Source organism: Streptomyces saintjeani, from assembly GCF_055409605.1.
Genome location: NZ_CP189624.1, coordinates 4,962,680 through 4,984,731, shown reverse-complemented (window position 1 = coordinate 4,984,731; position 22,052 = coordinate 4,962,680). Strand labels below are relative to the sequence as shown.

Here is a 22,052-nt window from a genome sequence, read left to right as displayed (position 1 = left end):
TAGGACTACTTGAAGAAAGCGATCCCGTCATCCGGCATGTCCTCCGGGAGGGCCCTGGCCCAGCGGGCCACGTCCTCCGGGGTGACGACCTTCTTGAGGTGCGCGGACATGTACGGCCGGAGTTCTACGTCGGGAGTCTGCTTCTCGCCGACCCACATGAGGTCGCTCTTGACGTAGCCGTACAGCCTCTTACCACCGGTGTACGGCTGGGAGGCACCCGTACGGGCTACGGCGTCCGTGACCAGGTCGATCTGGGGCTGCTTGGCCGCCAGCTCGCCGTACCAGATCTCCACGACGCCGTCGTCACGGACCATCGTGACCTCGACCTTGCGGTCCGCGTCGATGCGCCAGAAGCCGTGCTCGGACTCCAGGGGGCGGACCTTGTTGCCGTCGTTGTCCAGTACCCAGGTATGAGAGGTGTACTCCAGGAAGTCACGGCCGTCCTGGGTGAAGGACACCTCCTGGCCGAAGTTGCACTTCTCCGAGCCGGGGAATTCGTGCACGCCCGCGCCGGCCCACTGGCCGAGGAGGAACGTCAGCGGGAGGAGGTCCTTGTGCAGGTCGGACGGAATCTCGATCATCAGGCTTCCTGGTCGGACGGGGTCAGCGCTGGCCCTGGTACAGCTTCTTCACGGTCAGCCCGGCGAACGCGAGCACGCCGACGCAGACCAGGACGAGGAGAGCTTCGAAGAAGACTTCAAGCACGGGGTGCTCCTAGAGGCGCGATTCAGGTACACAAGGCCGGACCCCAGCTTACGCCGCCGGGGTCCGGGCCACTCATCGGGCCAGCGGAAGGCTCTGGGGGCCACACCCTTCGACCGTTCACCGGAGCCCCCCGGCACCCGGCGGCAGATCGGCGAGCGCGGCTTCCAGAAGATGGACGATCTCGCCGTTGACCGACCTGTGGTCTCGCTTCGCCTGTGCGGCAAGGCGGTCGTGAAGTTCGACGGGGAGCCGAACGGTGATGCGTTTCTCTTCATCCATAACGCCAATGTAGTTGCTGAAGTATGGGTGAACGACATAGATTTGACGTCATGACGACGCCTAACAGGCATCCGAAGGACGCCAGGTACGCCCGGTACACCTACCGGCTGCGTGTGTCGTCGACCGCCAGTAGCGCGCTCACGGCGGAATGGGGTCGGTGCCGTTGGGTCTGGAACGAGTGCGTGGCACGGTCGAAGAAGGCCTATGCCGAGAGCGAGACATGTGGTCCCTCGAAGCTGGACAGGATGCTGACCGAGGCCCGCGCCCGTACCCCGTGGCTGGCCGAAGGTTCGGCCATCGCTCAGCAGCAGACCATCAGGGACTTCGGCAAGTCCCGCGCGAAGGCGATGAAGGACATCAAGGACCGGCTACCCCCACATCGCCGGGCCGGGATGCCCCGGCACAGGAAGAAGCGCGACGCCCTACCTACCTTGAACTACACCCGGCGTGGGTTCCGTCTGAAGGACGGACGCCTTCACCTCGCCGGGAACATCGCACTGACCGTGGTGTGGTCCAGGGACCTTCCCGCCGTCCCGTCCAGCGTGCGTGTGTACCAGGACGCCTTGGGTCACTGGTACTGCTCGTTCGTCGTACCCGCCGAGGTCCGGCCCTTCCCCGAAACGGGTGCCGTGATCGGGGTGGACTGGGGTGTGGAGGAGACCGCGACCACCACCTCGGACGCCTACGACCTTCCTCATCCACAGCACGGAGGAAAAGCGCGGGTGAAACTGGCGAGGTACGACCGGATGATGGCCCGCCGCAAACCCGCCGAAGGACAGCCGGCCTCCAAGGGGTACCGCGAGGCCAAGAGGCTACGAGCGAAGACGTACCGGAAGATCGCCAGGCAGCGGCAGGATACGGCCCGCAAGTGGGCCAAGCGCGTCGTACGCGATCATGACGCCGTCGCTGTCGAGGACTTCCGCCCGAAGTTCCTCGCGAAGACGACCATGGCCAGGAAGGCCGCTGACGCAGCCATCGGTGCCACCAAGTCGGCGCTGCTGGAGATGGGACGCAAGCACGGGAGGGACATCCATCTCGTCAACCCCGCGCACACCACGATGGACTGCGCGTCGTGCGGAGCGAGAACCAAGCACGCACTTCCGCTGTCGGAACGTACCTACACCTGCACCGCGTGCGGAGTTTCCTCTCCCAGGGACAAGAACTCCGCCCGCGTGATGCTCGTCCGGGCTGGTCTGGCCCCGGCTGGTGCCGAGGGTGTGAGACCTCCGGGAGCGCCGCTCCCGGAGGCGGCCTGAGCCAGGAATCCCCTTCCGTGAGGAAAGGGAGCAGTCAAGACTTGATACCGACGAGGAAGGCGGCCCAGGAGTCGGCGGCGAAGAGGAGGGAGCCGGCGGAGGGGTCCTTGCTGTCGCGGACGGGGACGAGGGAGGGGATGCTGTCGGAGACTTCGAGGCACTGGCCGCCGTCGTTGTTGCTGTAGCTGCTCTTGCGCCACGCGGCTGTACTGAGCAAGTCGTCGGAGACTTCGAGGCAGTTGCCGCCATCGGTGTTGCTGTAGCTGCTCTTGCGCCACGAGACGCTGCTCAAGTCGATGGATCGCACGGCAATTCCTCCAGCAGACGCATGATGAACTGTCGTGTCTCGGCGGGGCTGTACGCCAAGTCACGTAGGGCATCATAAGTGCGGTTAAGGTCCGCAACCCTGCTGGTTTCCTCGAACAGTTCACTCTGTACGTCGCTCTCACCGTAGGCGACGATCTTCCCGTCCGGCAGCTCCAGGAACATCATGTCGGTGTTGACCAGACGATGCAGTCCCGTGCCGAACGGCAACACTTGAATGTTGGCGTTGGGCAGCTCCGACACCTCCAGCAGGAACTCCAACTGCTTGCGCCACTCCCGTGGATCACGCAGCGGATTACGCAGCGCGGCCTCCGACATGATCGACCGGAACGGCATGGGGTTCTCCGGGTCGAACAGCGCTCGCTGGCGGCCGAGTCGCGCTTCGATCTGCCGCTCCAACTCCTCTCCCTCGTAACCACCGGCCATGAGCGCCGCCCTCGCATACTCGGCGCTCTGAAGCAGTCCGGGGATCGTGGTCGGGGAGTACTGCCACAGAGCTACCGCCTTCTCCTCCAACTCCATGTACGGCCGGTACTTCAGCTTGAACTGCTTCTTGTCGGCAACCGCCAACTCCCACAGGATCAGCAGCTTGTCCCCAGTCCCGTAGTAGACGTCGAGCGCCTCGACCACGTCCGGCCCGCCGAGCAGGATGCCGTTCTCCATCCTGCTTAGCAGCGACTCGCTCCAGCCCAGATCCTCCGCCAACTTCCTTAACGGGACACCCTTTTGGAGCCGCGCCTTCTTCAGCTCCTGCGCGAACCGCTCCCTCGGCCCTCCGCTCCGCCCCGTGATCGCCCTCCTGGCTGGCATCGCCCGCTCACCCTCCCACTGCCCATGAAATATTCCGCGTTGCCTTTGCGCCTGTCCGGGGTGCGGAGGCGTCCCCACTGGGGTCATCCTCGTACTACCCACGAATGCGCAGAGTAGTACAACAGCCGCATTCCGTATAGATGTTGGGCGAAAGGATGTAAACCCATGGAACCCGGAACCCTCCTCTACGACCCCACGACCGACAAGGTGGGGGAGTTCCAGGCCCGCGACGGCAAGTACGCGATGCTCCGCCCCGTCGGCGGCGGCATCGAGTGGCAGGCCGACCCCGACACCCTCCGGCCCCCCACCGACAGCGAGCGCATCGGCGCCGGCGTGAAGGCGGTGAACGTTCAAGCGGCCCGCAGGTACCCGCTGTTGGAGCCGACGGTGGACATCACGAAGGTCCCGCAGCCGCACCCGAACTGCGCGAGCTGCGCGGAGTTGGTGCAGCTCGCGCACACCGCCAGCGACGAGAAGGACCTGAGCGCGGAGGTGGACGCGCGGGTCCTGATGAGGCGTCATCACGAGCAGGCGCACCCCGCGTGATCCCCCGCCCTCACCCCGGTCAGATCGAGGAGGTGTACCCGGCGTACGCGGTTCCCCCGCCCGCGTTGCCGTGGACGCCGCCGGGCCAACTCACCACCGTAGAGAGTGTGTTGCCGCAGAGAACGGTGCCCCGTGGGCGCCGGGTGCGGCGCAGACTCAGGCGGCTGATGAGCGAGGACGCCTTCTGGAGCGGCGTTCTCACGGCGCTGAGCGTCGCCACGCTGGTCGCGGTGATCGCGGCGACGGCGACGTAGGCCGCACTACGCTGCACGGCATGTCCAAGAAGCTGGTTATCAAGGTGACCGCGGGCACTGATGCCCCCGAACGCTGCTCGCAGGCCTTCACCGTGGCCTCGGTGGCGGTGGCGAGCGGGGTGGAGGTGTCGCTGTGGCTCACCGGCGAGTCCGCGTGGTTCGCGCTGCCGGGCAGGGCGGCGGAGTTCGAACTCCCCCACGCGGCCCCCCTCCCGGACCTCCTCGACACGATCCTGTCCGCCGGCCAGGTCACGCTGTGCACGCAGTGCGCGGCGCGCCGGGACATCACGGAGAAGGACGTGATCGAGGGGGTCCGGATCGCCGGGGCACAGGTGTTCGTGCAGGAGGCGCTCGGGGACGGGGTGCAGGCGCTCGTGTATTGAGCGTGTAACGGGCGTGTCTTAAGGGTGAGTTGAGCGGAACACGGAGCCGCCGGGACCACTCATCACAGTCGTAAGCGGCACGCCCGTACCGAAGTTGGGGAAGAAACACGATGCGCGTTCAGAAGCTCACCATCGCCGCCATTGCCGTCGCCGCCGGTCTGTCTCTGACCGCGTGCGGCTCCAGTGACAGCACGGCCAAGAGCGACCCGTCGCCGTCTGCTTCCAACTCCGCTGCCACGACGGGTGGTTCGGGTACGGCCGGTTCGACGACCGGAGGTTCGGGTACGGCCGGGTCTGCCACCGGCGGTACCGGCTCGGGCTCCGACGCGTCGGCGACAAACGGCGGTTCGGGTTCGAGCGGCTCCACCACCGGCGGTACCGGCTCCAACTCCGCTTCCAAGAGCGGCCGTTGTGGCACCGACTCGCTGACGATCACGGCATCCGACAACACGATCGAAGGCGACAGCACGCGCACGGTCGTCGTCACGCTGAAGAACAAGAGCGGCAAGTCCTGCACGATCTCGGGTTACGCGGGCGTCGACCTGAAGACCAGCTCCGGCACGATCTCCGCGAAGCGCAGCGGCCAGCCGACCGCCGCCGCGACCCTCAAGAGCGGCGCGGAGGTCTTCTTCCCGGTCTTCTACCCGGCCAACGACTCCGGCGGCTCCGGTGTCCGCATCACCGGCCTCCTCGTCACCCCGCCGAACGACACCCGCACCGTCTCCCTCGCCTGGCCGGGCGCCGCCTCCCTCCCCGTCACCGAGGGCGGCGGCACCCCGGTCGAGATCGGCCCGATCGGCAGCGCGGGGCAGGGCAGCTGAATCGACAGGGCGCTAGTACCTGAGATGTACCCGGTGACTCCCCTGGGGTGACTCAGGGGGTGACGCGGCCGGGGGCGGGGTACACCCCCGGCTCCGCCCTCAGCCGTGCCGCGTCCTGTCCCGGGGGCAAGCCGTACTCGGCCCGGTACTCCCGGTTGAACTGGGTAGCGCTGGAGTACCCCACCGCGTGCGCGACCTGCGCGGCCGACTCCCCCTCGCTCACCAGCCGTCGCCGCGCCTCCTGCATCCGCAGCCGCTTCTGGTACTTCAGGGGCGTCAGACCCGTGACCGCCTTGAAGTGCCGGTGCAGCCCGGCGGCGCTCATGTGCGCGACCGCCGAGATCTCCTCGACGCTCAGCGGCTGGTCGTACCGCTCCATGATCCACCGCGCGGCGACCCGGACCCGGGAGGTCGCCGAGTCCGTGAGGAACGCCTCCCGCAGCAGGGGACCGAGGTCGGTGCGCAGCAGCCGGTACAGGATCTCGCTCTCCGTGCGCGCGGCGAGGGGGCCGATGTCCTCGGGGGTATCGAGCAACTCCACCCAGCGGGTCACGGCGTCCGCGAGGGCGGGGGTGAGCGCCGTACTGACGATCCCCTGCGGGGCGGAGCGGGCGTACTCCGCGTAGTCCTCGTAGTCCCCGTAGCTCTCAAGTTCCATGAGCAGCTCGGTGACCGTGCCCGCGTCGAGCCGCAGGACGGCGGACCGGTACGGCACCTTCACCAGGTCGACGACGGCCGGGAGGTGCAGCGGCGTGAGCAGCAGCTCGCCGGGGCCCACGACCGCGCTGACGTCCCCGGACGTGACTCTCTTCGCGCCCTCGACGACGAAGCAGATCATGGGTTCGTAGAGGAGGTCATAGGACTTCCACGCCTCATCGACCCCGGCGAGCATGAGGTGGGGGACTGCGGTGTCACCCCCGGGTACTACGAGGTGACGTCCGATAGCGGCGGCGAGACGGTCGAGCACGACGCGATCCCTTGGCTGAGAGGGCTGAGAGGATCAGGCAAGTTTATGAGACTGCTGCCCCATGCCGCCGGGCTCCCCGCTCCGTAGCGTCGAGGGCATGGCAGAGAACACCTCGAAACTTCCCCTGCGCACCCTCGGCACCCAGGGTCTGACGGCCGGCGCGATCGGTCTCGGGACGATGGGTATGACCATGGCCTACGGCACCGGGGACGAGCAGAGCGGCATCGCCACCATCCATCGGGCATACGACCTCGGAGTTACGCTCTTCGACACCGCCGAGCTGTACGGCTTGGGTACGGGGAGCAACGAGCAGCTCCTCGGCCGCGCGGTCGCCTCCTTCCGCGACGAGGTCCTCCTCGCGACGAAGTTCGGCTTCGACCTCTCCGACCTCTCCGACCTGAGCCGCCTCGACAGCCGCCCCGAGCACATCCGCAAGGTCACCGAGGAGAGCCTCCGCCACCTCGGCACCGACCACATCGACGTCCTCTACCAGCACCGCGTCGACCCCGACGTCCCGATCGAGGACGTCGCCGGCACGGTCGGCGAGCTGATCACCGAGGGCAAGGTCCGCTTCTTCGGCCTCAGCGAGGCGGGCCCGGACACGATCCGCCGCGCCCACGCCGTACACCCGGTCTCGGTGCTCCAGACCGAGTACTCCGTCTTCGAGCGCGCGGTGGAGGCCGAAATCCTGCCGCTCCTGCGCGAGTTGGGGATCGGCTTCGTCCCGTACTCCCCCTTGGGGCGCGGCTTCCTCACCGGTGCGGTCAAGCCGGCCGCCGAGTACGCCGAGGACGACATGCGCCGCTGGGACGAACGCTGGCAGCCGGGCAACTACGAACAGAACCTGCACGCGATAAGGGAGTTGACGACCCTGGCCGCCTCGAAGGGAGCCACAGCACCCCAACTCGCCCTGACCTGGCTCCTGTCACAGGGCGAGGACATCGTCCCCATCCCGGGCACCCGCACCCCCACCCGCCTGGCGGAAAACGTCGCCTCGGCCGAACTCACCCTCACCACCGCCGACTTGACCCGCATCGACGAAATCCTCCCGCACGGATCGGCAGGCTCCCGCTACCCGGAGTTCATGATGCCGACCTGGAAGTAACGCCTACCGGAGCGACCCACCCTCCAGAGGTACAGCCGTTCGCAGACCCTCCCTCTAGCCTGGTCGTTCGAGGTGAAGACGGAGGTACCGCGTGACGGAGAGAAGCGCTGAGCCGTGTCCGGCCGCGTTGCCCGAGGCCATGGCGCCGACCACGGGAACCCTGTTCGCCGCGCTCTACGGCGAACAGGCCCAACACCCTTGGCACGACCCCGAGAACGACCCCTACCAGCTCTTCCACCAACGCTCGCTCTCCATGGGGTGGCTGGACACGCTGTGGGGGATGAACGACGCCGGTTCCGGGCATCCGCATCGTGCCGCCGGAGACCCGGAGTTGATCGCCTGGTTCCAGGTCGGGGCGGCTGTGGTGAGCGGGGAGCGGCCGTTGCCGGTGCGGCCGTTTCTGGGGTGTGCCGGGAGTGTGGCGGAGCGGATCGGGACGGCGGACGTCTCCGTCGTCCAGCTTCTGCTTCCGCTCGGGTCGATCGACGTCGCCTCGCGGCCCGCGTACGCGGCGGTGCCCTCGATGCTGACGCGGGAGTGGTTCCGGGCGGGTGATCCGGCAGCGCGGACGCCGGTGGAGGTGGTCGTCGGCAGCGGGCGGGACGAGGTGATCGAGGAGCTGCCGCGTCACCTCGCCGGGCTGGAGCAGGACGTCTTCACTCTCCGGTCGTACTCCTCGGGAGGTACCTCTCCGGAGCCACCCTTCGACGACACCTTCTGGGGCGGTCCACCCCGTCACACCCTGACCCTCCACGGCGACCTCGCCGCCTGGTCGTACGACGCCGTCGGCTGGCTCGGTGAGACCCTCGCCGACCTCGCCGCGCGCCTCGGCGCCGACGCGCCTCTCCTGGTCACGGTCAGCCGTACTACCTGAGAGCTACCGGGGTCGCTTCTTGCCGTCCAGTTCGTCCCACCACTCGTCGGACTTGGGGTCGCCCGACGGGTCGTCCCACCACCGGTCCTCGGGACCCCGCCGGTTCGCCACGATCGCCGCGAGCGGCGGGATGACCATGGCCACCACGCACATCCCCACAGCGACGGGCATCGACCAGATCCGCACGACTCCCCACGCCAGCACGAAGAGCCCGATACAGCTCCCCATCATGGCGAAGTACACGTGCCGCCGCCGTGCGTACATACCTCCAGCGTAGCCCTGTAGGAGTACTCAGGACCGACCCACCTGTGCTGGTCGAGGTGCGGGGCACCCCCCGGGCATCAGTAGTCCGTGCAGTCCACGATCACATCGCAGTGCGGATCGTCGGACGGCCGCTGCGCCTGCTCGTTCGCCAGAAACCCGGGCGAGACCAAGGCCCCGAGCAGCCCCGGCCCCGCACTCCCGGCCAACAGGTCCACCCCGTACGTACGGTCCCGTTCAGGCGAACGGAGGTAAAGGCGCACACGGTCGTCACCGGTGATCACCCCGCCGATGAGCAGCGGTTTCCAGGAAACATGCGTGGCGACGAACTGCCGAACAAGATCGAGCAGCCATTCGGCAGCCGCTTGCTCGACGTCCGGCTCAGGTGGGTTCACAGCTTGGCCCACGCTGGACACTTGTTTCCCTGCTGGTTGTGACAGTACGCCGTGATGACGCCGATCTTCTGGCCCCTGCCGGCATCGTAGTCGTCGTTCGTGGTCTTGCGTGTCTACTGCACGACGACAGTGACCTTCACCTGCCGCGGTCTCGCGACTCCCGTCTCGAACGCGACAGCGTCGTACTCCAGATGGCCATGGTGATCGTCCCGGTCCACACGTCCGTTCAAGGCCGCGTACAGGGTGGAGCACTTCTTGGTGTTGTGACGGCCGGTGAAGTGGTGCCAGCCCAGCAAGGAGTTCCCGTACCGGGTCACGACATGTCTGCCCTCCGGATCGTCCGTCTGGCATTTGATCCGCTTGTCCCATGGAAGTGGTGCAGACATCGGAGCGGCAGTGGCGGTACTCGGCATCAACACGGCAGCCACCGCCGTAACGGCTGCGAGTGTCACGTTCATGAAAGTGATCACAACACCGTTCCCGGCAGCCCGCCCACAGGTACCGAGGAATGAGTGAAGGGCCGTACCCCCCAAGGGTTACGGCCCTCCGCTCGGCGTACGATCCTGCTCAGACCGCGATCGCGACCTCCGCCAGGCCGCCCTGCTGGGCGACGACCGTGCGGTCGGCCGTGGCGCCGGGGACGAGGGCGCGGACGGTCCAGGTGCCTTCGGCCGCGTAGAAGCGGAACTGGCCCGTGGCCGAGGTGGGGACCTCCGCCGTGAACTCGCCGGTCGAGTCCAGGAGACGGACGTAACCGGTCACCGGCTCACCGTCACGCGTCACCTGGCCCTGGATCGTGGTCTCACCGGGCTTGATCGTCGAGGCGTCGGGGCCGCCGGCCTTCGCTCCACACATGCTGCTTCTCCAGTACTAGGTCGGGACTACCTGAGAGCTACTTGTTGGCGCCGAGCTCGATCGGGACGCCGACGAGGCTGCCGTACTCGGTCCAGGAACCGTCGTAGTTCTTGACGTTCTCGACACCGAGCAGCTCGTGCAGGACGAACCAGGTCAGCGCGGAGCGCTCACCGATCCGGCAGTACGCGATCGTGTCCTTAGCGAGGTCGACCTGCTCCTCGGCGTACAGCTCCTTCAGCTCGTCGTCCGACTTGAAGGTGCCGTCGTCGTTCGCGTTCTTCGACCACGGGATGTTGCGCGCGGACGGGACGTGGCCCGGACGCTGCGACTGCTCCTGCGGCAGGTGCGCGGGGGCGAGCAGCTTGCCGGAGAACTCGTCGGGCGAGCGCACGTCGACCAGGTTCTGCGAGCCGATCGCGGCGACGACGTCGTCACGGTAGGCGCGGATCGCCGTGTTCTGCGGCTTCGCCTTGTAGTCGGTGGCGGTCCGGACGGGGACCTCCTCGACCAGCTCGCGCGCGTCCAGCTCCCACTTCTTGCGGCCACCGTCGAGCAGCTTCACGTTCTCGTGGCCGTACAGCTTGAAGTACCAGTAGGCGTACGACGCGAACCAGTTGTTGTTGCCGCCGTACAGGATCACCAGCGTGTCGTTGGCGATGCCCTTCGCGGACAGGAGCTTCTCGAAGCCCTCCTGGTCGACGAAGTCGCGGCGGACCGGGTCCTGGAGGTCCTTCGTCCAGTCGATCCGGATCGCGTTACGGATGTGGTTCTTCTCGTACGCGGCCGTGTCCTCGTCGACCTCGACGATCGCGATGTCGGCGTTGTCGAGATTGGCCTCGACCCAGTCTGCGTCGACCAGGACGTCGCTGCGGCTCATGCTCGTTCTCCTCCGGGGCAGTTGCGGCGGGGGTGTGCGAAGTGCGGTTGCGGGCGCGCCAGTTGTCGTTCACGTGAACGGGAGGGGCGCGCGATGCCCAGAAAAAGGGCCGGCGAGTTTCAGGAAGCGTTACAGAGCATGGCGGCGACGCGGCACAGGTCGACTGCCCGCCGCTTCGTGAGATCCGCCTGACGCTTCATGGACTCGATCGTAGGGACGGATCGGGCATGCTGTCACCGGTGTGTCGCATGGCGAGACGCGATCGTCCGGATTCCGAGACCGATCACACTCCAGGGGGTACCTGGGTACTACCCGTCTAACCCCCGAGGGGTCCCGCATCTACGGTACGGACACCCCCGTCTCGCCCCTCGGACGGGACCGCGTAGTCCCCTACCCCGCGAGTCGTACGTTCGAACCCTTCACCGTGATCTCCACGCCGCTCTGCGCCGGGGTCACCTTGTCGAGCTTGATGCCGCCCGGCAGGTTCTCGATCTTCTGCTCGAAGTCGGTGATCTTGCGGGCCTCGTTCTCGGGGGCGTCCACACCGCCGAAGCTGGGCAGGTCGTCGGCGTGCACGCGGACGGTGTCGCCGTCGACGGTCACCGAGCTGAGGACGTACACCGGCTGGGGCAGCTTCGTGCCGAGCACCGTCGCCTCGACGGCGACCTTGATCTTGCCGTTGCCGCCGTCCGACAGGCCCACGACCTCGGCCTGCACGCCCTCCATGACCCGCGTCGGCTCCGACTTCGCGGCCTTCAGCAGTTCCGCGTACGAGATGCTCGCGGTGCCCGTCGCGGACGTCGCCGTCGCCGAACTGAAGCTGGAGTCGAAGTCGACGCCCTTCATGCTGGCCTTGAGGTCGTCGATGCGGATGCTGCCGCTGCTGGTGCCCGTCGCCGCGTCGTACTGCTTGATGCCGACCTCGACGTCGTCGAGCTGTCCGCCGAGCGCCTGCGTGAGGAACGGGAACCCCTTGATGGACACGTCCGGCGTCGCCGCGAGCCCCTCGGTCGTCTTCAGCTTGTCGGCGGCCTCGCCCTCGGCGAAGTTCACCGCCAGCCGGTCGGCGAGCACGAACAGCCCGCCCAGGACGACGACAACGATCAGAAGTATGCGAAGGCCGCGCATTGCTGTGGATCCCCCAGTGAGTGCCGACCGGGGCCTTATGAGACCCCTGGTCCTTACGGCCACCCAAGGTAACCCTCTGGGCAAGGGTGGCCCGGAGACTGTCGAGGGGTTGTGACAGTGGGCGCCCCCGCGCGCGTACGGCTATCCCAGCGCCCGGCCCAGGACGTACACCGCCGGAGCCGCCAGCGCGAGCGGGAGGGCCACGCCCGCCGTGAAGTGCACGAACCGCGACGGGTAGTCGTAGCTCGCCACCCGGTGGCCGATCAGGGCGCAGGCCGCCGCGCCCGCGCCCACCAGGGCGCCCGCTGTGCCCACGTCCGTCATGCCGCCCACCGCGATGCCCGCGCCGGCCGCCGCCAGGAGGGAGACCACCACCGACGCCGGGGTCGGGAGCGGCAACGCGCGCGCGAGGATCGCGACGGCGACCGCTGCGGCGCCCACCGACGTCGCGTCCGAGTCCGCGCCCAGGTAGCCCGTCGCGACGATCGCCAGTGCGCTGCTCGCGACCGTGGCCATCAGGCCGTACATGCGCTCGTCGGGGTCCGCGTGGGAGCGGAGCTGGAGGATCAGGCAGAGGAGGACCCAGACGCCGAGGGTGCCGAGGATCGCGGCGGGGGCGTGCTCCTTGCCGGCGGCCAGCAGGACCACGTCGGCGACCAGCGCGCCCAGGAACGCCAGCGCGATGCCCTGCCGGGCGGGCCACATGCCGTTCAGACGGAACCAGCCCGCCGCTGTGACGCCCTGGAGCGCGACGAGGGGGACCAGGAGCCCGTACACCCCGAGAGGCGCCGTACCGGCCAGCAGGAGCCCCAGCAGGGCCGTCAGCGCGGCCGGCTGCATGCCGGGCTCGATGACCGGCGAACGCCCCTCCAGGCGGGCCCGCTGCGCGTCGGTGATGCGCGCGTTGCCGGCGAGGGTGGCGGGGCCGTAGCCGGGGGCGGACTGCTCGGGACCGGCGGGCGCGGACGGTGCGACGGCCTGCCCGTCACCCGCGAACTGCCCCACCGGCGCACCGAAGGAGGGCGCACCCTGCTCGGCGGGCGTGAACCGGTCGGCCGGCGCGACGCCCTGTCCGGCAGGCGCGTACGGCCCGGCCTGCGCGTACGGCCCCTGCGCCGCGAACCCTCCGGAGGACGCGTCGGGGCGCCCTGCGGGCGCGTACGGACCGGCGGATGCGTCGGCGGCGTACGGACCGGCGCCCCGCGCGGGCGCGTCGGCGGCCCCGTACGCCCCACCGACCCGCGCGGACGCGTCCGCACCCGCGTACGGGCCCTGCGTGCCGGGAGACGGGAACCCCTCGCCTCCCTGCGCGGGCGCGCCCTGTGCCGGTTGCTGCCAGCCGTACGGGGACGGCGCGGCCTCGGGCGCGTAGCCGCCGTACGACGGCTGGGAACCCGTCTGCGGGGGCACGGACGGCTGGACCGTGGTCTCCCAGGTCTCGCCCTGCCACTGCTGGGTGTTGTCCATGGGGTCGTGGTTCGGAGCGCCCTGCTGCGGCCACTGCGTCGCGTACGGGTCGTAGGGACCCTGCTGGTCGGTCATCGGTGACTCATCCTCCTGCGAACGGCGGGAGCACCTCGACCGTGGCGCCCTCGGCCAGCCGTACCGTCTCATGCGCGCGCGTGCCGACGGGGTCACCGTCGACGAGGAAGGAGCATCGCGCCAGGACACGTACGAGTTCCCCGGGGTGTCGCTCGCGCACGCCCGCGAGGGCGTCGGCGAGGGCCGCCGCGTCGTACGCCTCCTCGGCGACGCCGGCGGCAGCCTTCGCGGCGGCCCAGTAGCGCACGGTGACCTTTGGCATCCGTTCCTCGAAACAGCGGTGGGCGATCGGTATCCGGACGTCAAAGGCTAGCCCGCCCGACTGACACCCCAGTGCGCGATGCGCGCGAGCAGGTCCTCGCTCGCGGCGTGCTCGGCGTGCCCCATGCCGGGTTCCAGCCAGAGTTCCGCGTGCCCCGGGGCGGCCTCGGCGAGGCTGCGGGGGTGGTCGAGGGGGAAGTACCCGTCCGCGTCGCCGTGGACGACGAGCAGCGGCGTCGGCGCGAGCTTCGCGGCGGCCTCGACGGGCGACAGCGGGACGGGGTTCCACTCCTGGTGGTGGATGCGCGTGCCGAAGCCGTAGCGGCCGACGAGGCGTCCTGAGGGGCGCGTCACGAGCCAGTGCAGCCGCCGCATGGGCGCGGTGCCCCGGTAGTACCACCGCGCGGGCGCGCTGACGGAGACGACGGCGTCCGCGTCCCCGGGGTACAGCGCGGCGTGCCGTATGACGACGGAGCCGCCCATGGAGAACCCGACGGTCACCACGCGCGCGTGCCCGAGGCCACGCGCCCAGTCGACGGCGGCGGCCAGATCGAGCACCTCGCGGTCCCCGACGGTGGACCGCCCGCCGGAGGCGCCGTGGCCCCGGAAGGAGAACGTGACGACGGCACCGTATCGTCGCAACGCCGCCACCACCCGCCGCACGTGCGGACGGTCCGCCGCCCCCGTGAATCCGTGGGCGATCACGAACACGAAGTGATCACGAGGTTGATCGAAAGTGTCGTTTTCTTCGTCCCCGGGGGCGCTCGTTTCGTATACAGCGAGCGGAGGATCGTATACGGAATCGATCACCACTCCATCGGCGGTAGGCAGAAACGTCCGCATAGGTACGCGTCTGGCCGTCTCGCCATTCGGACGTACGGTGGAACGTGCCACATGACCTGCCGGACTGTCGCTCATGTCGGCTATTCTGCTGGGCAGAGGACTCGGGCAGCGAAGCCCCCGGGTCCTTTTGTGCTTTCGGAAGGGTTGTATACGAAGCGGGAAACCGCGGGTGTACAGCGCATCCACCGCGCCGCACATGTCCTCGCAGGGACCGAGGAGGAACCGGACGTATGAGTTCTCTGCTGCTCCTGACCAATGCCCTCCAGCCGTCGACGGAGGTGCTCCCCGCTCTCGGCCTGCTCCTGCACAACGTGCGGGTGGCGCCGGCGGAGGGCCCCGCGCTCGTCGACACCCCGGGCGCCGACGTCATCCTCGTCGACGGCCGCCGCGACCTCCCCCAGGTCCGCAGCCTCTGCCAGCTGCTGCGCTCGACCGGCCCCGGCTGTCCGCTCGTCCTGGTCGTCACCGAGGGCGGCCTCGCCGCCGTCACCGCCGACTGGGGCATCGACGACGTCCTGCTCGACACGGCCGGCCCGGCGGAGGTCGAGGCGCGCCTGCGGCTCGCGATGGGCCGCCAGCAGATCGTCAACGACGACTCCCCGATGGAGATCCGCAACGGCGATCTGTCGGTCGACGAGGCGACGTACAGCGCGAAGCTCAAGGGCCGCGTCCTCGACCTCACCTTCAAGGAGTTCGAGCTCCTCAAGTACCTCGCCCAGCACCCGGGCCGCGTCTTCACGCGCGCGCAGCTGCTCCAGGAGGTATGGGGGTACGACTACTTCGGGGGTACGCGCACGGTTGACGTCCACGTACGACGCCTGCGCGCGAAGCTCGGCCCGGAGCACGAGTCGCTGATCGGGACCGTCCGGAACGTGGGTTATCGATTCGTTACGCCCGAGAAGGCGGAGCGCGTCGCCGAGGCCCCGAAGGCCGAGTCCGCCCCGGCAAAGGCGGAGGAGACGGACGAGTCGGCCATCCCGGCGTCCGCCGAGGTATAGGCCCTGCTCGGACGGGGCGCGGTTACCGTGCGGTCACCTCTGCCACGCCCTGCCCGGGAGGGGTTGATCCGCGTAGACTCCGCGCCGTGGCCAAGGTGACGAGGGATGACGTAGCACGTTTGGCGGGGACCTCCACCGCCGTGGTGAGCTACGTCATCAACAACGGACCACGGCCGGTCGCCCCGGCCACGCGCGAGCGTGTCCTCGCGGCGATCAAGGAGCTGGGGTACCGGCCCGACCGCGTCGCGCAGGCGATGGCGTCCCGCCGCACCGACCTCATAGGTCTGATCGTCCCCGACGCGCGCCAGCCGTTCTTCGCGGAGATGGCGCACGCGGTGGAACAGGCCGCGTCCGAGCGCGGGAAGATGGTCCTCGTAGGCAATTCGGACTACGTCGCCGAGCGCGAGGTCCACTACCTGCGGGCCTTCCTCGGGATGCGGGTCTCCGGTCTCATCCTCGTCTCGCACGCCCTCAACGACCTCGCCGCCGCCGAGATCGAGGCGTGGGACGCCCGCGTCGTACTCCTGCACGAGCGGCCCGAGGCCATCGACGACGTCGCCGTAGTACTCGACGACCTCACGGGCGCGCGGTCCGCCGTGGCCCACCTCCTGGGCCACGGATACCCGTACGTCGCATGTATCGGGGGTACGGCTGATACCCCGGCGGTAGGCGACCCCGTCTCCGACCACGTGGAGGGCTGGCGCCAGGCCATGGCCGAGGCCGGCCTCTCCACCGAGGGACGGCTCTTCGAGGCCCCCTACAACCGGTACGACGCGTATCGCGTCGCCCTCGGCATCCTCGCCGGGCCCCAGCGTCCCCCGGCCGTCTTCTGCTCCACCGACGACCAGGCGATCGGCGTCCTGCGCGCCGCGCGCGAGCTGCGGATCGACGTACCCGGTGAGCTGGCGGTCATCGGCTTCGACGACATCAAGGAGGCGGCGCTGGCGGACCCGCCGATGACGACGGTCGCCTCCGACCGGCCGGGGATGGCGCGGATGGCCGTGGACCTCGTGCTGGACGACGGGCTGCGGGTGGCGGGGTCGCGGCGGGAGCGGGTGAAGGTGTTCGAGTCGCGGCTGGTGGTCCGGCGGTCGTGCGGGTGCCCGTAGTAGGTACCTACCTCTCAGGTATGACGGGCGCTCCTTCAGGCCCGGGGCGGTTTCTGAGAGCTCCCTGAGAGGCCGGGCAATTCGCCCTCGTACGCCTTTACGCAGGGCGAACGACCTTCTCGGGGCGTTCTCAGCGAGCGCTCAGGCAGCTCTCATGGTCGGGGACGAAGCTTCTTCCCATGACCGAGAGCTTCCGCCGCGACGGCGAGTACGAGAACCAGCAGAACCCGTACCAGGGCGCGCAGCAGTACGGCTCCACGCCTGCCGAACCCACGCCGGTGCACTCCTCGCCGGTGAACTCCTCGCCGGTGAACCCGGAGTGGCCGCCCCCGCCGCCGCACCAGCCGGGGTACGCCGCGCAGGCGGAGGCTCCCGGTCAGACGACCGCCGTCCACGCGCAGCAGAAGCGCCGTACCCGTGGCCCGCTCGCCCTCCTCGCGGCGGTCGCGATCGTCGCGGCGGCGATCGGCGGCGGTACCGCCTACGGCATACAGGAGCTCACCCACAAGGACGACACGGTCGCGGCCACCACGACCAGCGTCGTGCCGTCCAGCAAGAAGGGGGACGTCGCGGCGATCGCGGCGGCCGTCAGCCCGAGCATCGTCGAGATCAAGGCGGCGCTGAACAACGGGAGTTCGACCGGTTCCGGCGTCATCATCACGAGCGACGGCGAGATCGTCACCAACAACCACGTCATCGCCGGCGCCACCCAGATCAAGGTCTCCACGAGCGACGGCAAGACGTACACCGCGAAGGTCGTCGGCACCGACAGCAAGAAGGACCTCGCGCTGATCAAGCTGGAGGGTGCGTCCGGCCTCAAGACCGCGTCCCTCGGCGACTCCTCCGCCGTCGACGTCGGCGACTCGGTCATCGCGATCGGCTCCCCCGAGGGGCTCACCGGCACGGTCACCAGCGGGATCGTCTCCGCGCTCAACCGTGACGTCACCGTCTCCACCGACGAGAGCCAGGGCCAGCAGCAGCAACAGCAGGGCGGGGGCTGGCCGTTCGAGTTCGGCGGGCAGCAGTTCAACGGCGACACCGGGAACTCGACGACCACGTACAAGGCCCTCCAGACGGACGCCTCCCTCAACCCCGGCAACTCCGGCGGCGCGCTCATCGACATGAACGGCAACATCATCGGCATCAACTCCGCGATGTACTCGGCCAGTTCGTCCAGCTCCTCGGACGCGGGCAGCGTCGGCCTCGGGTTCGCGATCCCGGTCAACACGGTGAAGGCGGACCTGGCGACGCTGCGGGCGGGCGGATCGGACAGCTAGAAACTCTCAGTAAGGGGTTACGACATGATTCAGCAGGTCACCCACACCACCACCGACGCCGGCGCCGCCGACACGGCCCTCGCCCTCTCGATCGCCGCCGCCCTCCACGAACCGGCCCGCACGGGCCGCGCTCCCGAGGTCGCCCCGCTCCGCACGACCGCCGCACGCCGGGCCCTGCGCAACCGCCGTCGCGCCGCGGCCTGAGTCCGTCACAGACCCGCGCTCCCGGGGAAACATGCGAGGCTGATAGCCCTTGCCGCACCCCCACCGCACCCGAGGAAACCGAGCCCATGAGCCCCGCCGAAGGCGACCGTGACATCCAGCGCATCCTGATCGTCGACGACGAGCCGGCCGTGCGTGAAGCGCTCCAGCGCAGCCTGGCCTTCGAGGGGTACGACACCGAGGTCGCCGTGGACGGCGCCGACGCGCTGGAGAAGGCGTCGGCCTACCGTCCCGACCTCGTCGTCCTCGACATCCAGATGCCCCGCATGGACGGGCTCACCGCGGCGCGCCGCATCCGTGGCGCGGGCGACACGACACCGATCCTCATGCTGACCGCCCGCGACACCGTCGGTGACCGCGTCACCGGACTCGACGCGGGCGCGGACGACTACCTCGTCAAGCCGTTCGAACTCGACGAACTCTTCGCGCGGGTACGGGCGTTGCTGCGCCGCAGCTCCTACGCGCCGGCCTCCGGCCCGGTCGAGGAGGACGAGGCGCTCACGTTCGCGGACCTCCGGATGGACCTCGCGACCCGGGAGGTCACCCGTGCGGGGCGCCAAGTCGAGCTGACCCGGACCGAGTTCACGCTGCTGGAGATGTTCATGGCGCATCCGCGCCAGGTCCTCACGCGCGAGCAGATCCTCAAGGCCGTGTGGGGGTTCGACTTCGAGCCGTCGTCCAACTCCCTTGATGTGTACGTCATGTACTTGCGCCGGAAGACCGAGGCGGGGGGCGAGCCTCGCCTCGTCCACACGGTCCGGGGTGTGGGGTACGTCCTGCGCCAGGGCGGGGCGGAATGAGCAAGGTCGCCCACTGGTTCCGGACGCTGCCGATCCGGGCCAGGCTGTCGATGCTGGTCGCGGCGGCGGTGGCGTTCGCGGTGGCGGCGGTTTCGGTGACGTGCTGGTTCCTTGTGCAGGGGAAGTTGTACGAGCAGGTCGACAACGACTTGCGCAAGGCGCTGACCAGCCCTCGGCTCCAGGACCAGGCCGAGAGCGCGGTCAACAACTGCACGACCAAGGTCTCGCAGGACTTCCGTCTGGGCCTTCCGAACACCTACTTCCAAGTGGTCGTGGCGAACGGCAAGACCTGTGTACTGCCGTACTCCCTCGGCGCGGTCAAGGTCACCCAGACCGACCGGAACGTCATCGCGAAGGGCGGCGACGGCGTCATCCACAACAGCACCGACGGCGGAGGCAACGACGTACGAGTCCTCGCGCTCCCCGGTTTCACGGTCACCGACCCTTCCACCGACACGACTTTCAGTGCCGCCCTCCTCGTGGCCCTCCCTCTGAAGAACACCCAGAAGACCCTCAACGAGCTGATGCTCATCCTCCTTCTGGTGTCCGGCATCGGAGTGCTCGGCGCCGGGGCCGCCGGCCTCGCTGTCGCCCGTGCCGGTCTGCGCCCCATCGACAGACTCACCGAAGCCGTCGAACACGTGGCCCGCACCGAGGACTTGAACATCCGCATCCCCGTCGAGGAGGACGCCGAGGACGAAGTCGCCCGGCTGTCACGGTCGTTCAACTCGATGACCGCCTCCCTCGCCAACTCCCGTGAGTTGCAGCAGCAGTTGATCGCCGACGCCGGTCACGAGCTGCGTACCCCCCTCACCTCCCTCCGCACGAACATCGAACTCCTCACCCGCAGCGAGGAGACGGGCCGCCCCATCCCGGAGGCGGACCGCAAGGCGCTGCTCGCGTCCGTGAAGGCGCAGATGACCGAACTGGCGTCGCTGATCGGGGACTTGCAGGAGCTGTCGAGGTCGGAGGGGCAGCGGGGTGAGCGTGTCCAGGTGGTCGCGCTGGAGGACACCGTGGAACACGCCCTGCGCCGAGCCCGCCTGAGGGGCCCGGAGCTGACGATCACGGCGACCCTGGAACCCTGGTACACGCGAGCGGAACCGGCGGCGCTGGAGCGCGCGGTGGTCAACATCCTCGACAACGCGGTGAAGTTCAGCCCCGAGGGCGGGACGGTCGAAGTCGCCCTGACGAACGGCACGTTGACCGTACGGGACCACGGCCCCGGCATCGCGGAGGACGAACTCCCGCACGTCTTCGACCGCTTCTGGCGCTCCCCGTCGGCCCGCGCACTCCCGGGCTCGGGACTGGGCCTGTCGATCGTGGCCCGCACGGTCCAGCAGGCGGGCGGCGAGGTCACCCTGACCCGGGCCCACGGCGGCGGCACGATGGCGAGGCTGACCCTCCCGGGCGCCCCGGTCCCCCCTCCGGAGACCCCGGACGTCCCGGAGATGCCCACGTCAGCGCCCCAGTAATACCCTCCCCCACAAGAGCCACTCTCGTACGATTTTCGCCATGACCGAAAAGTGGACCACCCGCCCGGCCACCCCCGCCGACCTCGAACCCCTGCTCGACATCAGGGCGACGGCGATGCGCCCGGACCTGGAGCGCCTGGGCCGGTACGACAAGCACCGGGTACGCCAGCGCCTGCGGGACGCGTACGACCCGGGTCACACCCGGATCATCGAGGTGGACGGCGTCACGGTCGGCTGCGTGGCCCTGCGCCGGGCGCCCGAGGGCGACTGGCTGGAGCACTTCTACCTGGCCCCCGACCTGCACGGCAGGGGCATCGGCGGCGGCGTCCTGCGCGAGACCCTGGCCCGCACGACGCGCACGGTCCGCCTCAACGTCCTCCAGGGCAGCCCCGCCCGCCGCCTCTACGAACGGCACGGCTTCGTCTTGGACCACGAGGACGCCGTGGACGTGTACCTGACGCGCGCGCCGGCGTCGTAAGCGGCTGCGGGGGGCCGCGGAACGCCGTAGGGATACGGAGAGACGTACGACAGAAAATCCCCGGTACGAGTGGTCCGAGGGCGAGTTGGGGGGCGCGCGGGGGTGTGCGCGGCGATGATGGCACGCTGTGTCGTCTCGTGTGCGTGTCCTCTTCCTCCCGCTGCTGGCCCTGCTGCTGTTCGCGGGCTCGTCCTGCGTGCCGCTGCCGTACGGCGCGGACGCGCGCCCGGCGCTGTCGGGTCCGCCGTCCCCGCGCTCGGTGAAGTTCGGCGCGTACGTCGGCTACGGCAGCGACGGCATCGCCCGCATCGCCGGGCTCGGCACATGGCTGGGCCGCTCGACCCCGACCGTCGGCCACGCCTACCTGCCGGGCGACCGCTGGAGCAACATCGAAGGCGCGCCCGAGTACTTGGCGCACTGGGCGCAGTGGCGGGCGGCCCGCAAGGACCGCCTGTTCGTCCTCAACGTGCCGCTCCTGGAACGCAACGAGGCCCACCTCCCCGACGCGACGGTCCGTGCCGAACTCCGCAGGGGGGCACGGGGGTTGTACGACGCGCACTTCCGCGCGCTGGCCCGCCGGCTCGTCTCCCTCGGCCTGCGCGACACGGTGCTCGTGCTCGGCTGGGAGATGAACGGCATTACGTACACGCACCGTTGCGGCCCGGACCCGGCGGCGTGGAAGAAGTACTGGGTGCGGATCGTGAACGCGATGCGGTCGGTGCCCGGGCAGCGGTTCCGGTTCGAGTTCACCCCCAACAGGGGCCGGGACGCGATCCCTTGGACCCGCTGCTACCCCGGCGACCGGCACGTGGACGTCATCGGCATGGACGCCTACGACTCGCCGCGCGGCATGTCGTTCACGGCACAGCTCGACGAGCCGTACGGGCTCAGGGAACACGCCCGCTTCGCCCGCGCGCACCGCAAGCCGATCGCGTTCCCGGAGTGGGGGCTCTACAAGAACGGCGACAACTCGGCTTACGTGCGGGGCATGTTGACGTGGATGGCCCGGCAGAAGCCGCTGTACCAGACGATCAGCGACTACTGTCCGCACGGGGTGTGGCGGTGCCGGTCGAATCCCAAGTCGTCTGCTGCGTACCGGGCGTTGATGAGCAAGAAGTGAACCCCCTCCGGAGTACGCCTGTTCGGGCGACTCGGGAGGGGGGTGCATTCGGGAGAGGGCCGCATTCGGGAGAGCGCGTATTAGGGA

At 69.2% G+C, this 22,052-nt stretch carries 30 protein-coding genes; 14 read left to right on the top strand and 16 right to left on the bottom strand.

Going from position 1 to position 22,052, the window contains the following annotated elements:
* Window positions 1–5: 5 nt before the first annotated feature.
* The gene (locus ACQCO7_RS22770; RefSeq protein ID WP_464073588.1) at window positions 6–581 is read right to left on the bottom strand and encodes a heme-binding beta-barrel domain-containing protein; all 576 of its coding nucleotides are present in this window, start codon (window positions 579–581) and stop codon (window positions 6–8) included.
* Between the two features lie 241 nt (window positions 582–822).
* Entirely contained in the window at window positions 823–984 is a 162-nt protein-coding gene (locus ACQCO7_RS22765; protein WP_464073587.1) for an Arc family DNA-binding protein, read from the bottom strand.
* Between the two features lie 50 nt (window positions 985–1,034).
* On the opposite strand from ACQCO7_RS22765, the gene ACQCO7_RS22760 reads away from it, so the two are divergent.
* The gene (locus tag ACQCO7_RS22760; protein ID WP_464073586.1) at window positions 1,035–2,240 is read left to right on the top strand and encodes an RNA-guided endonuclease InsQ/TnpB family protein; all 1,206 of its coding nucleotides are present in this window, start codon (window positions 1,035–1,037) and stop codon (window positions 2,238–2,240) included.
* Between the two features lie 34 nt (window positions 2,241–2,274).
* On the opposite strand, the gene ACQCO7_RS22755 is transcribed toward ACQCO7_RS22760, so the two are convergent.
* Together ACQCO7_RS22755 and ACQCO7_RS22750 are read right to left on the bottom strand one after the other, a co-directional pair.
* The gene (locus tag ACQCO7_RS22755; protein WP_464073585.1) at window positions 2,275–2,547 is read right to left on the bottom strand and encodes a DUF397 domain-containing protein; all 273 of its coding nucleotides are present in this window, start codon (window positions 2,545–2,547) and stop codon (window positions 2,275–2,277) included.
* Complete coding sequence (locus tag ACQCO7_RS22750; protein WP_464073584.1) at window positions 2,529–3,374, bottom strand: helix-turn-helix domain-containing protein; 846 nt, start codon at window positions 3,372–3,374, stop codon at window positions 2,529–2,531. Before ACQCO7_RS22750 ends, ACQCO7_RS22755 begins: the two co-directional genes overlap by 19 nt.
* Window positions 3,375–3,539: 165 nt before the next feature.
* On the opposite strand from ACQCO7_RS22750, the gene ACQCO7_RS22745 reads away from it, so the two are divergent.
* Window positions 3,540–3,920: a hypothetical protein gene (locus tag ACQCO7_RS22745; protein ID WP_464073583.1), complete on the top strand. Its 381-nt coding sequence runs from the start codon at window positions 3,540–3,542 to the stop codon at window positions 3,918–3,920.
* Window positions 3,921–3,939: 19 nt separating this feature from the next.
* On the opposite strand, the gene ACQCO7_RS22740 is transcribed toward ACQCO7_RS22745, so the two are convergent.
* Window positions 3,940–4,191 carry a hypothetical protein gene (locus tag ACQCO7_RS22740; protein WP_464073582.1) on the bottom strand — a complete coding sequence of 84 codons (252 nt, stop codon included), beginning with the start codon at window positions 4,189–4,191 and terminating at the stop codon, window positions 3,940–3,942.
* A gap of 3 nt (window positions 4,192–4,194) precedes the next feature.
* Here ACQCO7_RS22740 and ACQCO7_RS22735 point away from each other — a divergent pair, with 3 nt between their 5' ends.
* Both ACQCO7_RS22735 and ACQCO7_RS22730 read left to right on the top strand, forming a co-directional pair.
* The gene (locus ACQCO7_RS22735; RefSeq protein WP_464073581.1) at window positions 4,195–4,557 is read left to right on the top strand and encodes a DsrE family protein; all 363 of its coding nucleotides are present in this window, start codon (window positions 4,195–4,197) and stop codon (window positions 4,555–4,557) included.
* A 110-nt stretch (window positions 4,558–4,667) separates the two neighbouring features.
* The gene (locus tag ACQCO7_RS22730) at window positions 4,668–5,378 is read left to right on the top strand and encodes a DUF4232 domain-containing protein (RefSeq protein WP_464073580.1); all 711 of its coding nucleotides are present in this window, start codon (window positions 4,668–4,670) and stop codon (window positions 5,376–5,378) included.
* A gap of 52 nt (window positions 5,379–5,430) precedes the next feature.
* On the opposite strand, the gene ACQCO7_RS22725 is transcribed toward ACQCO7_RS22730, so the two are convergent.
* Entirely contained in the window at window positions 5,431–6,345 is a 915-nt protein-coding gene (locus tag ACQCO7_RS22725; protein WP_464073579.1) for an AraC family transcriptional regulator, read from the bottom strand.
* A gap of 97 nt (window positions 6,346–6,442) precedes the next feature.
* Here ACQCO7_RS22725 and ACQCO7_RS22720 point away from each other — a divergent pair, with 97 nt between their 5' ends.
* Together ACQCO7_RS22720 and ACQCO7_RS22715 are read left to right on the top strand one after the other, a co-directional pair.
* Window positions 6,443–7,450: an aldo/keto reductase gene (locus tag ACQCO7_RS22720; RefSeq protein WP_464073578.1), complete on the top strand. Its 1,008-nt coding sequence runs from the start codon at window positions 6,443–6,445 to the stop codon at window positions 7,448–7,450.
* Window positions 7,451–7,541: 91 nt separating this feature from the next.
* Window positions 7,542–8,324: a hypothetical protein gene (locus tag ACQCO7_RS22715; RefSeq protein WP_464073577.1), complete on the top strand. Its 783-nt coding sequence runs from the start codon at window positions 7,542–7,544 to the stop codon at window positions 8,322–8,324.
* Window positions 8,325–8,327: 3 nt separating this feature from the next.
* Here ACQCO7_RS22715 and ACQCO7_RS22710 read toward each other — a convergent pair whose 3' ends face one another.
* From ACQCO7_RS22710 to ACQCO7_RS22665, 10 genes are all read right to left on the bottom strand, one after another.
* Window positions 8,328–8,588, bottom strand: coding sequence for a DUF3099 domain-containing protein (locus tag ACQCO7_RS22710; RefSeq protein WP_464073576.1), 261 nt, complete (start codon window positions 8,586–8,588; stop codon window positions 8,328–8,330).
* A 77-nt stretch (window positions 8,589–8,665) separates the two neighbouring features.
* Window positions 8,666–9,001 carry a hypothetical protein gene (locus ACQCO7_RS22705; protein ID WP_464073575.1) on the bottom strand — a complete coding sequence of 112 codons (336 nt, stop codon included), beginning with the start codon at window positions 8,999–9,001 and terminating at the stop codon, window positions 8,666–8,668.
* 92 nt (window positions 9,002–9,093) lie between these two features.
* Complete coding sequence (locus tag ACQCO7_RS22700) at window positions 9,094–9,366, bottom strand: hypothetical protein (protein ID WP_464073574.1); 273 nt, start codon at window positions 9,364–9,366, stop codon at window positions 9,094–9,096.
* A gap of 181 nt (window positions 9,367–9,547) precedes the next feature.
* On the bottom strand, window positions 9,548–9,835 hold the full coding sequence (locus ACQCO7_RS22695; RefSeq protein ID WP_010351646.1) for a DUF1416 domain-containing protein: 288 nt from the start codon (window positions 9,833–9,835) through the stop codon (window positions 9,548–9,550).
* Between the two features lie 37 nt (window positions 9,836–9,872).
* A complete protein-coding gene (locus ACQCO7_RS22690) occupies window positions 9,873–10,712 on the bottom strand; it encodes a sulfurtransferase (protein WP_010351647.1) in 840 nt (279 codons plus the stop codon).
* A 119-nt stretch (window positions 10,713–10,831) separates the two neighbouring features.
* Entirely contained in the window at window positions 10,832–10,912 is an 81-nt protein-coding gene (locus ACQCO7_RS22685; RefSeq protein ID WP_425508529.1) for a putative leader peptide, read from the bottom strand.
* A gap of 190 nt (window positions 10,913–11,102) precedes the next feature.
* Complete coding sequence (locus ACQCO7_RS22680; protein ID WP_464073573.1) at window positions 11,103–11,840, bottom strand: LmeA family phospholipid-binding protein; 738 nt, start codon at window positions 11,838–11,840, stop codon at window positions 11,103–11,105.
* Between the two features lie 141 nt (window positions 11,841–11,981).
* Window positions 11,982–13,382, bottom strand: a complete 1,401-nt coding sequence (locus tag ACQCO7_RS22675) for a hypothetical protein (RefSeq protein WP_464073572.1) — start codon at window positions 13,380–13,382, stop codon at window positions 11,982–11,984.
* A gap of 7 nt (window positions 13,383–13,389) precedes the next feature.
* On the bottom strand, window positions 13,390–13,644 hold the full coding sequence (locus ACQCO7_RS22670) for a MoaD/ThiS family protein (RefSeq protein WP_464073571.1): 255 nt from the start codon (window positions 13,642–13,644) through the stop codon (window positions 13,390–13,392).
* 47 nt (window positions 13,645–13,691) lie between these two features.
* Window positions 13,692–14,561: an alpha/beta hydrolase gene (locus ACQCO7_RS22665; RefSeq protein ID WP_464073570.1), complete on the bottom strand. Its 870-nt coding sequence runs from the start codon at window positions 14,559–14,561 to the stop codon at window positions 13,692–13,694.
* A 155-nt stretch (window positions 14,562–14,716) separates the two neighbouring features.
* Here ACQCO7_RS22665 and ACQCO7_RS22660 point away from each other — a divergent pair, with 155 nt between their 5' ends.
* From ACQCO7_RS22660 to ACQCO7_RS22625, 8 genes are all read left to right on the top strand, one after another.
* Complete coding sequence (locus ACQCO7_RS22660) at window positions 14,717–15,484, top strand: winged helix-turn-helix transcriptional regulator (RefSeq protein ID WP_464073569.1); 768 nt, start codon at window positions 14,717–14,719, stop codon at window positions 15,482–15,484.
* An 86-nt stretch (window positions 15,485–15,570) separates the two neighbouring features.
* Window positions 15,571–16,593, top strand: a complete 1,023-nt coding sequence (locus ACQCO7_RS22655) for a LacI family DNA-binding transcriptional regulator (RefSeq protein ID WP_464073568.1) — start codon at window positions 15,571–15,573, stop codon at window positions 16,591–16,593.
* 179 nt (window positions 16,594–16,772) lie between these two features.
* Window positions 16,773–17,870 (top strand): S1C family serine protease, encoded by a 1,098-nt coding sequence (locus tag ACQCO7_RS22650; RefSeq protein ID WP_464073567.1) that lies wholly within the window; start codon window positions 16,773–16,775, stop codon window positions 17,868–17,870.
* Window positions 17,871–17,894: 24 nt separating this feature from the next.
* Complete coding sequence (locus ACQCO7_RS22645; protein WP_464073566.1) at window positions 17,895–18,074, top strand: hypothetical protein; 180 nt, start codon at window positions 17,895–17,897, stop codon at window positions 18,072–18,074.
* A gap of 86 nt (window positions 18,075–18,160) precedes the next feature.
* Window positions 18,161–18,892 carry a response regulator transcription factor gene (locus tag ACQCO7_RS22640; RefSeq protein ID WP_409115501.1) on the top strand — a complete coding sequence of 244 codons (732 nt, stop codon included), beginning with the start codon at window positions 18,161–18,163 and terminating at the stop codon, window positions 18,890–18,892.
* Window positions 18,889–20,367, top strand: a complete 1,479-nt coding sequence (locus tag ACQCO7_RS22635; RefSeq protein WP_464073565.1) for a sensor histidine kinase — start codon at window positions 18,889–18,891, stop codon at window positions 20,365–20,367. The genes ACQCO7_RS22640 and ACQCO7_RS22635 overlap by 4 nt, the downstream gene beginning before the upstream one ends.
* Before the next feature lie 40 nt (window positions 20,368–20,407).
* A complete protein-coding gene (locus tag ACQCO7_RS22630; RefSeq protein WP_464073564.1) occupies window positions 20,408–20,845 on the top strand; it encodes an N-acetyltransferase family protein in 438 nt (145 codons plus the stop codon).
* Between the two features lie 127 nt (window positions 20,846–20,972).
* Window positions 20,973–21,965, top strand: coding sequence for a glycoside hydrolase family 26 protein (locus ACQCO7_RS22625; protein WP_464073563.1), 993 nt, complete (start codon window positions 20,973–20,975; stop codon window positions 21,963–21,965).
* Window positions 21,966–22,052 lie beyond the last annotated feature (87 nt).